The organism is Pseudomonas sp. TE6283, from assembly GCF_054060555.1.
The window spans coordinates 1-11,857 of the sequence record NZ_JBSSDH010000008.1; the positions used below are offsets into that span (position 1 = coordinate 1).

Annotated in this window: 13 protein-coding genes; 3 read left to right on the forward strand and 10 right to left on the reverse strand. The window is 63.0% G+C overall.

Going from position 1 to position 11,857, the window contains the following annotated elements; genetic code table 11:
• Positions 1 to 304 precede the first annotated feature (304 nt).
• The 5 genes from ACVWZ5_RS12875 to colR form a co-directional block, all read right to left on the reverse strand.
• Entirely contained in the window at positions 305 to 535 is a 231-nt protein-coding gene (locus tag ACVWZ5_RS12875) for a hypothetical protein (protein WP_028689699.1), read from the reverse strand.
• Positions 532 to 1,233, reverse strand: coding sequence for a lipopolysaccharide kinase InaA family protein (locus ACVWZ5_RS12880; protein WP_062575054.1), 702 nt, complete (start codon positions 1,231 to 1,233; stop codon positions 532 to 534). Before ACVWZ5_RS12880 ends, ACVWZ5_RS12875 begins: the two co-directional genes overlap by 4 nt.
• 6 nt (positions 1,234 to 1,239) lie before the next feature.
• Complete coding sequence (locus ACVWZ5_RS12885; RefSeq protein WP_062575055.1) at positions 1,240 to 1,920, reverse strand: class I SAM-dependent methyltransferase; 681 nt, start codon at positions 1,918 to 1,920, stop codon at positions 1,240 to 1,242.
• Between the two features lie 107 nt (positions 1,921 to 2,027).
• Complete coding sequence (locus ACVWZ5_RS12890) at positions 2,028 to 3,356, reverse strand: sensor histidine kinase (protein ID WP_028689696.1); 1,329 nt, start codon at positions 3,354 to 3,356, stop codon at positions 2,028 to 2,030.
• Positions 3,346 to 4,029 carry a two-component system response regulator ColR gene (gene colR, locus ACVWZ5_RS12895; RefSeq protein WP_028689695.1) on the reverse strand — a complete coding sequence of 228 codons (684 nt, stop codon included), beginning with the start codon at positions 4,027 to 4,029 and terminating at the stop codon, positions 3,346 to 3,348. The genes ACVWZ5_RS12890 and colR overlap by 11 nt, the downstream gene beginning before the upstream one ends.
• Positions 4,030 to 4,208: 179 nt before the next feature.
• On the opposite strand from colR, the gene ACVWZ5_RS12900 reads away from it, so the two are divergent.
• The gene (locus tag ACVWZ5_RS12900) at positions 4,209 to 4,940 is read left to right on the forward strand and encodes a phosphatase PAP2 family protein (RefSeq protein WP_028689694.1); all 732 of its coding nucleotides are present in this window, start codon (positions 4,209 to 4,211) and stop codon (positions 4,938 to 4,940) included.
• 98 nt (positions 4,941 to 5,038) lie between these two features.
• On the opposite strand, the gene groL is transcribed toward ACVWZ5_RS12900, so the two are convergent.
• From groL to ACVWZ5_RS12925, 5 genes are all read right to left on the reverse strand, one after another.
• Positions 5,039 to 6,679, reverse strand: coding sequence for a chaperonin GroEL (groL, locus tag ACVWZ5_RS12905; RefSeq protein ID WP_028689693.1), 1,641 nt, complete (start codon positions 6,677 to 6,679; stop codon positions 5,039 to 5,041).
• Positions 6,680 to 6,727: 48 nt separating this feature from the next.
• Positions 6,728 to 7,021, reverse strand: a complete 294-nt coding sequence (locus tag ACVWZ5_RS12910) for a co-chaperone GroES (RefSeq protein ID WP_028689692.1) — start codon at positions 7,019 to 7,021, stop codon at positions 6,728 to 6,730.
• A gap of 284 nt (positions 7,022 to 7,305) precedes the next feature.
• Positions 7,306 to 7,767: an FxsA family protein gene (locus ACVWZ5_RS12915; RefSeq protein ID WP_028689691.1), complete on the reverse strand. Its 462-nt coding sequence runs from the start codon at positions 7,765 to 7,767 to the stop codon at positions 7,306 to 7,308.
• Positions 7,768 to 7,833: 66 nt separating this feature from the next.
• A complete protein-coding gene (locus ACVWZ5_RS12920; RefSeq protein WP_301142122.1) occupies positions 7,834 to 8,565 on the reverse strand; it encodes a HugZ family pyridoxamine 5'-phosphate oxidase in 732 nt (243 codons plus the stop codon).
• Positions 8,566 to 8,699: 134 nt separating this feature from the next.
• Positions 8,700 to 9,707, reverse strand: a complete 1,008-nt coding sequence (locus tag ACVWZ5_RS12925; RefSeq protein WP_062575058.1) for a DUF481 domain-containing protein — start codon at positions 9,705 to 9,707, stop codon at positions 8,700 to 8,702.
• Between the two features lie 200 nt (positions 9,708 to 9,907).
• Here ACVWZ5_RS12925 and ACVWZ5_RS12930 point away from each other — a divergent pair, with 200 nt between their 5' ends.
• Together ACVWZ5_RS12930 and ACVWZ5_RS12935 are read left to right on the forward strand one after the other, a co-directional pair.
• Positions 9,908 to 10,213, forward strand: a complete 306-nt coding sequence (locus ACVWZ5_RS12930; protein ID WP_084943402.1) for an MGMT family protein — start codon at positions 9,908 to 9,910, stop codon at positions 10,211 to 10,213.
• A 44-nt stretch (positions 10,214 to 10,257) separates the two neighbouring features.
• On the forward strand, positions 10,258 to 11,805 hold the full coding sequence (locus ACVWZ5_RS12935) for an AmpG family muropeptide MFS transporter (RefSeq protein ID WP_457340662.1): 1,548 nt from the start codon (positions 10,258 to 10,260) through the stop codon (positions 11,803 to 11,805).
• Positions 11,806 to 11,857 lie beyond the last annotated feature (52 nt).

Genomic DNA, 11,857 nt, shown 5'->3' on the forward strand with positions numbered 1-11,857 from the left:
GCATGGATGCCCGTCAAGCGCTGGGGCCCAGGATGGGCCCTGCAGCGCGGTCCTCCCGGGAGCAAGGCCGGAGTGAGGGAACCCGGAGCGAAGCGGAGGGCCGGATGAATGGAGCGAGGCGGCTTTGGTTACTTTGGCCAAGACCAAAGTAACCCGCCGTAAGGGCGGAAAGGTGAATAAGCGTCGACATCGCAAATGAATGCGCATAAAACTTCAAAAACAAACATCAACCAACCATAAACCCCAAATAAACAAACGCCAGAAATTCATAAAGAAACCCCCGGCGCTCAACACATAACCCACGTCAACCAAACGGCCGCAACCCCTGCCTCATCCCAAACAGGAACAACAGCAGATCATGATCCGGCTCAGCCCGCCCCTGCTCTACCTTGGCCACCCGTGGCAACGGACACACCCCACCAACCTCAGCCTTGCTGAACACCGTGGGCCGCGGCTGCTCCCAGGCCGCCGCCGCCGCCGTGGTCACTGCCAACGCCGCGACCAGGAACAAAGCTCGAGCGATTTCTAGTTTCATTGCTCTAAACCTTTGACCGCGCTGCCAAACGCCATTTGGTAAAAGTAGAGCAAGGTCTGCCATTCCGCCTCATTGAACGACGAGTGGCGGCGCAACTGCCGCAGGTCGTTATAGGCCGCCCGCTGGCAACTGATCCGCCGCCGGCACTTCTCCAGGTCCAGCAACGCCACTTCCACCCGTGCCTGCTCGCCCTCGCCCAGCACCTTGACGAACACGTGCTTGCCGTACAGGCAGCCATGCTGCCAATGCCCCAGGTGCATGCGCGCCAGGTTGTCCGCGAGGTCCTTGAGCATGCGCTCATGCACGGCCTGCGGGTAATGCTCACGGGCCCCGGAGGCATGCCAGGCATCGAGGTCGACGAAACCCTCGAGCGCCTCGCTGACCAGCAAGGCCCGCCACTGATGATCAGCGTCCCGCTCGGCCCCGGCATAGACGATCCGCGGCACCCTGACGCCCAGTTGCTCGAAACTGTTCAGTGCATCGAGTTCGCGCAACACCGTGGGGCGCCCGAACGGATGCAGCAGGCTGCGGTAGATGTGCCCGACCTGGCGTTTGGCATACAGCAGATGCCCCTCGCCGTCGCTCAGGCGCTGCACGCCACTCTCGCCGCCACGCCGCTGGTTGGGTTCCTCGACCCACTCTCCCTGCTGCTGCCAGTAAAAATCAAACTGCCTGGACTGATTCTGCGCTACCGCCATCACTCGTTACCCCTTGCGCAATACGTAAACTCGCCACATGGCATAGAACGGTAGAAAGTCGAGTCGTTCCTGAATTCTGAATCCTGCTGACACAAATTCTTCTTCAACTGTAGCCGCCGGTAACACGAAGCGGTTCTGATAGCCGTCCTGCGTCGTCCGCGCACTGCGCCTGGCTTCGAGCTTGCGGCGGCGCCAGGCCTTGAAATTGCCATCCACCCACAGCGAAAGGATCACGCTGTCCCGGCTAACTCTTTGAAATTCCGAAAGAATTCTCTTCCGATGGAGCGGGTCGCCAATATGGTGGAACAAGCGCATGCAAAAAATGCTGTCGACCGCGTTATCCGGAAGGTCGATGGCGAACGCGGAAGTCTGCAAGGGGCGTACCCGCGCAACCACCTCTGGCGGTTGTGACGCACAGGCTGTCTCGATCATCGCCGCTGAATTGTCCGCGCCGATGATCACGCGGTTGGCCTTTTCCGCCAGCAGCGGCCAGAACCTTCCGGCGCCGCAGGGCAGGTCGAGCACCAGGCCAGGCTCACCGGCCAGCGCCAGGGCACGGCGGGCCAACTGCTCGTCACGCTGGTGGGACAAGCGCCGAGCCAGGCCATCCTGGTGCTTGAGGAAGTACTCCCGGGCGTGATTGCGGTCGTACTTGTCCGAGAATTCGAGTTTGATGGGGCTACGCATTGGACATCTCCTGACTCCAGTGCGCTCACCATAGGTACGCAAGCGTTGGAATCAGGTCATGTCGATGTGAAAAATCTGTCAGCACCAAATGCAGGTGTTACAGGAGGTTAATCGGGATCCAATAGCCCATCCTGGCTTTCACCGTCCTGCACCACTTTCGTGCCCTGGCTCAGGTCGACCTGGAAGCGGCAACCATGGGGCAAGGTCGCGGTCAAGGTGACGCGCCACCCCTGATCGTCACAGATGCGCTGCACCAGCGACAGGCCCAGGCCCAGACCCTCGCCGCGGCGCTCGTCGCCACGCACGAACGGCCGGAACATCGCCTCGCGCTGCTCCTCCGGAATCCCCACGCCACTGTCCTCGACACAGAAGCCATTGGCCTCGAGACTCAGGCGAATGTAGCCACTGTCAGTGTAGTGCGCCGCGTTGCGCAGCAAGTTACCCATCACCGACTGCAGGAAGGTGGCGTTGTACAGCACCGGGCTGGCACTGACCCGCCCCTCGTAGTAAAGCGCCAAGCCCTTCTGTTCGATGGTGTCGCGCCATACACCGATCAGGTCGTCGCCCACCTCACGCAAGGTTGCCCGCGATGCGATGGCGCCTTCATCGCGCTGTGCACGGGCCAACATCAGGAACGTCTTCACCAGTTCGCGCATCTCCTCGGTCGCCCGGGCGATGCGTTCGACTTGGCTGCGCGCGCGCCCATCAAGGCCGGGGTTCTCCATCAGCAACTCGCACGATGTCGCCAGGACCATCAGCGGCGTGCGCAGCTCATGGCTGACGTCGCTGGTGAACAGCCGCTCACGGGTCAAGGCATCGCGCAGGCGCCCCAGGGTATCGTCGAAGGCGACTGCCAGCTGGCCGACCTCGTCCGCCGCGTAGTCCGGCGCCAACGGCGGCGCAAGGCCCAGCAACTGGTCACGGTGGCGGACCTGGCGCGCCAGGCGGATCACCGGCGCCATCACGCGCCGCGCCAGCAACCAACCAAGGATCACCGCAAGGGCCAGGCTGAGCACGAAGCCGACCACGACCACGGCGAACAATACCCGCTCGCGCTCCTCGAAATCACTCTGGTCCTGCAGCAGCACATAACGCCGACCGTCGACGATCTCGACCATGGCATGATACGAGAGCTGGTCGCGAAACACCTCGTGGAAGCCGGCATCCAGGTGGCGCAGGTCCTTGGGCAACTCGAAGTCATCGCGCCCGCCGCTGAAATAGAACAACTGGTCGGGGCGTGGCCGATGGCTCCAGTCGCTGACGCTGTCCATGCGCAGCAGGCGTTGCAGATCACCGCCAAGCACCGACGAGATCAGGCGTTCCTCGACCAGGTGCACCGTGGCGACGATGCCGAAGGCGAAGGCCCCGGCCACCAGCGCGCTCATCAGCGCGAAAGCGATGATGATGCGCTGGGCAAGGCTCTGTTTAAACTCCATCGCGGCCCTCGGCGAGGCGATAGCCGACGCCATGGACGGTATGCAGCAGGGGTTTGTCGAACGGTTTGTCGATCACCTGGCGCAACTGGTGGACGTGACTGCGCAGGCTGTCGCTGTCCGGACAGTCGTCGCCCCACAAGGCTTCCTCCAGCACCTCGCGGCGCAATACATGGGGGCTCTTCTGCATCAGCACGGCCAGCAGTTTCAGGCCGACCGGGTTGAGCTTGAGCAAGCGCCCCTGGCGGGTCACCTCCAGGGTATCGAGGTCATAGCTCAGGTCGGCGACCTGCAGGGTACGCCGACCACCACCCTGGGCGCGACGCAGCACCGCCTCGATGCGCGCCGCCAGTTCGGACAGCGCGAACGGCTTGAGCAGGTAGTCGTCCGCGCCCGAACGGAAGCCTTGCAGGCGGTCGTCCAGCTGGTCGCGGGCAGTGAGCATGATAACCGGCGTGTCGCGCCGGGCATCCTCGCGCAGGCGCTTGCACAGCGTATAGCCATCGATGCCCGGCAACATGATGTCGAGCACGATCAGGTCGTAGTGTTCGGTCGCGGCCAGGTGCAACCCGGACAGGCCATCCTGGGCACAGTCGACGGTGTAGCCCTTCATGCCAAGGTAGTCGGCCAGGTTGGCCAGAATATCGCGGTTGTCTTCAACCAAAAGAATGCGCATCGAGGTCTCCTGTGCGGCGCTTCGCCGGGCGCGGCAGGCGCAGCTTACGGCCAATGCCCGCATGGTGCCATGCCCTGGCTCGAAATCACCGAACTTGACAGTTTTTTCACCGATCATTCACGCACACAGGATAGCGGGCACCCGACAATGCACGGTCTTTTCCACCCTCTGGAGTCATCATGCAGTCATCCGTGCGCCCTCGCCCGATCAACCCGTGGCTGTACCTGGGCATCCCTTTCGTTACCGCCATGGCCTTGATCCTGCTCGAATGGACGCCGCTGGACATGGATGTGGCCAACCTGTTCTACGACCCGGCTGCCGGCCAGTTCATCGGTCGCCACAGCTACCTGCTGGAAAACATCCTGCATGACCGGGTCAAGCAGGGCGTAATCGTCTTCGGACTGCTGGCCGTGGTCGGTTTCGCCCTGAGCTTCGTCTGGCAACGGCTGGCGGGCTGGCGCCGTGAACTCGGCTGCCTGGTATTGGCGTTGGGGCTGTCGACGGCCTTCGTCACGCCGCTGAAGAAGGTGACCCAAGTGCAATGCCCGTGGAGCCTGACCCAATTCGGCGGCAAGGAGACCTACAGCAAGCTGCTGGAGCCACGCCCTGCGACCGACAAGCCCGGACTGTGCTGGCCAGGCGGGCATGCCGCGACCGGGTTCTGCCTGTTCGGCCTGTTCTTCATGCTGCGCGATCGCCGTCCGCGCCTGGCACGGGTGGCGCTCGCGGTAGCCCTCGTGGCTGGCGCGGGACTGTCGGTCGGACGGATGATGCAGGGCGCGCACTTCCTGTCACACAACGTATGGACAGCGGTGTTCTGCTGGTTGATCGGGCTGGGGTCGTATTACCTGGTGCTGTATCGCAGCGGGGCCGCCAGGGCCCCCGTGGCAGAACACAGCGCCGTTCGATGAACAATCGCGGGGCAAACCCACCCTGCGATGACGCCAGAACAAACGAAAAAGCCCCGCACTAGGCGGGGCTTTTTCTGGGTACAGGGGGTAAGGCTGGCTTACATCATGCCGCCCATGCCACCCATGCCGCCCATGTCAGGCATGCCAGCAGCTGGCTTGTCTTCCGGCAGGTCGGCAACCATGGCTTCGGTGGTGATCATCAGACCGCCGATCGAAGCTGCGGCTTGCAGGGCCGAACGGGTGACCTTGGCTGGGTCCAGGATGCCCATCTCGATCATGTCGCCGTATTCACCGGTAGCGGCGTTGTAGCCGAAGTTGCCCGAACCTTGCTTGACCTTGTCAGCGACAACGCTTGGCTCGTCGCCGGCGTTGGCAGTGATCTGGCGCAGCGGGGCTTCGACGGCGCGACGCAGCAGGGCGATACCGACGTTCTGGTCTTCGTTGTCGCCTTTGAGGTTGGCAATGGCAGCCAGGGCGCGAACCAGGGCAACGCCACCGCCAGGCACCACGCCTTCTTCGACGGCTGCACGGGTGGCGTGCAGGGCGTCTTCGACGCGGGCTTTCTTCTCTTTCATCTCGACTTCGGTGCCAGCACCGACCTTGATCACGGCAACACCGCCAGCCAGCTTGGCCAGACGCTCTTGCAGCTTCTCACGGTCGTAGTCCGAAGTGGTGTCGGCAACCTGGGCACGGATCTGGGTGACGCGGGCCTGGATGTCGGCTTCTTCACCAGCACCGTCGATGATGGTGGTGTTTTCCTTGGACAGGATCACGCGCTTGGCGTTACCCAGGTGCTCCAGGGTGGCGGTTTCCAGGGACAGACCGATCTCTTCGGAGATCACGGTACCGCCGGTCAGGACGGCGATGTCCTGCAGCATGGCCTTGCGGCGGTCGCCGAAGCCCGGGGCCTTGACCGCGGCAACCTTGACGATGCCGCGCATGTTGTTGACCACCAGGGTGGCCAGTGCCTCGCCCTCGACGTCCTCGGCAACGATCAGCAGCGGACGACCGGCCTTGGCAACGGCTTCCAGTACTGGCAGCAGCTCACGGATGTTGGAGATCTTCTTGTCGACCAGCAGCAGCAGCGCGCCTTCGAGCTCGGCAACCATGGTGTCCGGCTTGTTGACGAAGTACGGCGACAGGTAGCCACGGTCGAACTGCATGCCTTCTACGACAGACAGTTCGTTTTCCAGGCCCGAACCTTCTTCGACGGTGATCACGCCTTCTTTACCGACTTTTTCCATGGCTTCGGCGATGATTTCACCGATGGAGTTGTCGGAGTTGGCGGAGATGGTGCCGACCTGGGCGATGGCCTTGGAATCGGCGCATGGCTTGGACAGGTTCTTCAGCTCGGCGACGACGGCGGCGGTGGCTTTGTCGATACCGCGCTTGAGGTCCATCGGGTTCATGCCAGCGGCAACGGCCTTCAGGCCTTCGTTGACGATGGCCTGGGCCAGGACGGTGGCGGTGGTGGTGCCGTCACCGGCGGCGTCGTTGGCCTTGGAAGCGACTTCCTTGACCAGCTGGGCGCCCATGTTCTCGAAGGCGTCCTTGAGCTCGATCTCTTTGGCGACGGAAACGCCGTCCTTGGTGATGGTCGGCGCGCCGAAGCTCTTGGCCAGGACCACGTTGCGGCCTTTCGGGCCCAGGGTCGCTTTTACCGCGTCAGCCAGAACGTTGACACCAACCAGCATTTTCTTACGGGCGGAATCGCCGAATTTTACGTCTTTAGCAGCCATGATCGTTTAATCCTTGAAATTCTTTGGAGTAACGGGAAGTCGGGGAAATCAGGCTTCGATAACGGCCAGGATTTCGTTCTCGGCCATGACCAGCAGGTCTTCGCCGTCGACTTTCACGGTGTTGCTGCCCGAGTAAGGGCCGAAAACCACTTTGTCACCCACTTTCACGGCCAGCGCGCGTACTTCGCCGTTGTCCAGGATACGACCGGTGCCGACGGCAACGACTTCGCCGCGGTTTGGTTTTTCAGCGGCCGAACCCGGCAGGACGATACCGCCAGCGGTTTTCGATTCTTCTTCGCTGCGACGGATGACGACGCGGTCATGCAGAGGACGAAGCTTCATTGTCGATCTCTCCCAAATTGTGGTTTTCATCGGCCGGTGTCGACACCGGCGGGTTGATTCGATCCGGCGTTGCCGGGCGTGGCCCGCACAGGGCGAGCCACCTAAGTTATGTCTGGTGTCGCCACCAGAAACCTTGCGGTGACACATACATGAGGCCGCTAAAAACAATTACAAGGCTTGCGCGGAAAATTTTTCAAAACGTCATCGTGGAAGCGGGCCTGTCCCGCGATGAGCCCAACCCGGAGGCCATCGCGGGGCAAGCCCGCGCCCACGAAAAATCGGTGTTATTTGTCGCGACGCTCGTACTCGCCCTCGATCACGTTCGGACGATGGCCGCCATCGCGGGGCTGCGCCTGGAACGGATCATCCTGGAACGCGCGCTGGCGCAGAGCCTGTTCCTCGGCGCGGCGACGCAGCCGACCGGCCACCAGGCGACGGGTGAACGGCAGCAGGCAGAGCAGGCCCAGCACATCGCTGATGAAGCCCGGCAGCAGCAACAGGCCGCCACCGACGGTGAGCATCAGGCCCTGGAACATGTCCTCAGCCGGCAACTCGCCGCGCTGCAGGCTTTCCCGGGCACGCAGGGCAGTGGCCAGGCCGGCAACGCGCATCACCAACACACCCAGGGCGGAACCGGCGATAATCAGCAGCAGCGCCGGGAAGAAACCGATGGCCGCGCTGACCTTGACGAAGACGAACAGCTCCAGCACGGGGAAAAGCAGTAACAGCAGTAGAAAAGCACGCATCAAGGGTTCCTCGACGGAAGAGAATCTTCCTGTAAGACCATCAGATGGATGCCTCGACGCCTGTTTTCAACCCTCGACGCTTTCCGCAACCGGCCACTGGTCAGCGCGGGCCAGCAAAACCAAGGCTTCACGAACTTGTGTCGGCGTGTTGCAGGTACTCGGGAAAGCCAGCCAGTATACCCCCTGGCCGATACGCAGATGCATGCCTTCGCTGTCGATACCAACCATTTCGGCCGGCGCCGTGCGCGGCAGGTCGCTCAGTTCGACGTAATGGGCGATGGCATTGGCGTGGTCGCTGTTCATGTGCTCGATCATGCTGGCCTCGGCCTTGCCCGCAAAGGGATTGGTCAGGGTCACCTGGTCGAGCCAGTGGATCGCGCCGAAGCCACCGATGTAGCGATGGCGTACCGGCTCGAGCACCCAGAAATCGAAGTCGTGGGCCTTGTGGTAGTTGGCCGATTCGGGGAAGTACCGGTAGTAGCGGGCCGCGGCAGACTCGATGGCCGCTTCGTCGGTCAGCTTGCGCGCCTCGGCCATCACCGTCAGGCGCCCGACCGCCTGCACGTCCTCGGCGTCGCGCTCGCCCACCAGCAGTGAACACTTCGGATCTTTCTGCAGGTTGTGGGTGTGCTGGGCGATACGGCTGATGAGGATCAGCGGATGGCCCTCGGCGTCCAGGCAGTAAGGCACCACCGAACCGAAGGGATAGCCGGGCATGGACTTGGAGTGAGTCGAGAGGACGCCGCGGTACTCCTTGAGCAGCAGTTCCCGGGCGGGGCGAAGGGCGTTGGTACTCACTGAATAGGCTCCTGAAGAAAATCAGCTGCAAGCTATAAGCGACAACCGACAAGAAAAAGCAAGCCGGCACTGCCTGTTGAAAGTGCCTGCACAGCTCGTGCTTGCCGCTTGTAGCTTACCGCTAACGACTGCTTTTACCAGGTAACACCAAACCCTGCGGTATAGCGAGTCTTGTCCAAGTCGCTGTCGCTCGTGCCCTTGATCAGGTCCTTCTCCGCCTTGAGGTTGAGCGAAGCCCACTCGGTCACCTTGTAGCGCAGCCCCATCTCGGCATCCAGCGAGTAGTCGGCCACGCCGCCCAGCGGCTTGCCGAATTCGCCATTGGTGAAGAACTCCACTTTCTTGCCGATCAGGTAGCGGTTGTAGTCCCACTTCACGGCGGCGGAATAGAAGTTGTCCTTGCCACCGTCGCGGTACTCGAAATCGGTGCGGTTGATCAGCGAACCCAGCGAGAACGCACCCAGTTCGTCATCCCAGAACTGGTAGCCCGGGCCGGTACCGACGGTGCGCTGGCGCGCCAGGTCCTCGATATGGTCGCGCTTGTACTCCAGACGCCCCTGCCAGAACCACTTCTCGGTGATGAAGCGGTCCAGGGCGTACTCGGCGCTCCAGTTGTTGGTGGTGGTGACGTCGTCCTTGGTCTCGCGGTTGTACTCGCCCTCGGCATTGTGCCGCCAACGGCCATGGCGGGCGGTGGTCTTGAAGCTGACGTCATAGTCGTCGCTGTCGGTCTCGGCACGCTTGTAGTCCATCGCCACATCGACATTACCCTTCCACAGGAAGTCCTCGACCAGCGGTCGCGGCTTCATGATCTGCTCGATGCTGGCCAGCTCGACGGTCTTCGGCGCCTCGCCGTTGGCCAGGGTCACCTTGCCCGGCTCGGCGGCCTTGAGCGACTTGGCCTTCTCGCCGGAGTAGGCGTCCTGCTTGACCAGCAGTTCCTGGTCGCTCTCCAGTGTCTGCACCTGTTTCCAGTCCAGGGCGATCGAGCCGCCATAGGGCGTTTCCAGCAGCAGCTTGCCGCCGTCGAAGACCTTGATCTTGCCGCTCAGGCGGTCACCGTTCTTCATCCACACGGTGTCGGCGAGCACGGGGGTACAGAGGGACGCGGCGATGAGGCAAAGCAGGGTTCTAGAAGACATAAGCGCAATTTGGGTTCGATTCGACGAAAAAGCCGGGCATTATCCAGATACCGACAACCTGAGCAAGGACAGACCCAGACCATGCCGATGAGTTCCACTCGCATTTGCCCGGACCGCCTGTCCGGTTTCATTCACAGGCCAAGTACCCCGTGACCTCGACGCCACCGCCCGCTGTGCCGGAGGATGCCGAGGCCCGACGAATGGCACTGTACTCGGTGCTGGGCCAGGTCCCCGCCGGCAAGGTGATCAGCTACGGGCAATTGGCCGAACTGGCCGGCCTCGGCCGCGCGGCGCGCTGGGTCGGACGCACCCTGGGGCAGCTGCCGGCGGACACCCGCCTGCCCTGGCACCGGGTGCTGGGTGCCGGTGGCCGACTGAGCCTTGCCCTGGGCACGCCATCGGGCGACGAACAACGCGCCCGCTTGCGCGCAGAAGGCGTGAATGTGGCCAATAATCGTGTGGATATGGCACGCCATGGCTGGCGTCCAATGGAGCACAGCGGTTAGAGTGCGCGCTTTGTTTTCGCAAACCTTGAGGCAGATGTTGGCCCATGCCCCGTAAAACCTGGCGCGCTGCGCTCGCTGCCTATGCCAGCCCGTCAACTTTGGTGCTTTTGCTGCTCGGATTCGCCGCCGGCCTGCCGTATATGCTGGTGTTCTCGACGCTTTCGGTCTGGCTGCGCGAGGCGGGTGTGGCGCGTGAGACCATCGGCTATGCCAGCCTGATCGGCCTGGCCTACGCCTTCAAGTGGGTCTGGTCGCCGCTGCTCGACCAATGGCGCCTGCCGCTGCTCGGTGGCATGGGCCGTCGTCGTTCGTGGCTGCTGCTGTCCCAGGTGCTGGTGGTGCTCGGGCTGGTCGGCATGGGCTTCTGCGACCCGCAGAAACACCTGTCGTGGCTGATCGCCCTGGCGGTGCTGGTGGCCTTTGCCTCGGCCACCCAGGACATCGCCGTCGACGCCTACCGCCTGGAGATCGCCGACGACCAGCGCCAGGCCGCCCTGGCCGCCAGCTACATGGCCGGCTACCGGGTCGCCGCCCTGCTCGCCACCGCCGGTGCGCTGTTCTTCGCCGAGTGGTTCGGTTCCACCGGGTTCAGCTACCTGCACGAGGCCTGGACCGGTACCTACGTGCTGTTCGGCGTGCTGATGCTGCCCGCGCTGTTCACCACCCTGGTGATGCGCGAACCGCCGGTGCCCCTGCGCACCCAGCTGTCGGCGGCCCGCTACGGGCTGATGCACCAACTGGCCTCGGTGTTCGTGCTGATCGTCCTGCTGGTCTCGGTGCCGGCCAGCTTCACCCAGCTGTTCAACACCGACTGGGCCAGCGTGGTGTTCGGCGACTCGTCCATGCTCGACCTGCTGCTCGAAGACCGTGCTTTCCTGCGCCTGATCCTCTATGTGCTGCTGACCTGGGCATGCCTGTCGTCCCTGGGCCGCCGCGGCCTGGCGCCGGTGCTCACGCCGGTCAACGACTTCATCACGCGCTACCGCTGGCAGGCCCTGCTGCTGCTCGGGCTGATCGCCACCTACCGCATGTCCGACACGGTGATGGGCGTGATGGCCAACGTGTTCTACATCGACATGGGTTTCACCAAGGACCAGATCGCCAGCGTCAGCAAGATCTTCGGCCTGATCATGACCCTGGTGGGCGCCGGTGCCGGTGGCCTGCTGATCGTGCGCTTCGGCATCCTGCCGATCCTGTTCATCGGCGGCGCGGCCTCGGCGGCGACCAACATCCTGTTCCTGATGCTGGCCGACATGGGCTCGAACCTGGAAATGCTGGTGGTGACCATCTCGCTGGACAATTTCAGTTCGGGGCTGGCCACATCGGCCTTCGTCGCCTACCTGTCAAGCCTGACCAACCTGAAGTTCTCGGCCACCCAGTACGCACTGCTGAGCTCGATCATGCTGTTGCTGCCGCGTTTGATCGGTGGCTATTCCGGGGTGATGGTGGAGAAGTTCGGCTACCACGACTTCTTCCTGATCACCGCGCTGCTTGGCGTTCCGACGCTTGTGCTGATCGCCCTGCACTGGCGGCAGGAGGCTGGTCGGGGAAAGCCGGTGCCGGTGGAGAGTCCGGCGGCTGAACAAAACTAGGCCTTCACCGGCCTTGTCGCGGGGCAAGCCCGCTCCCACATATTCAGCCTGA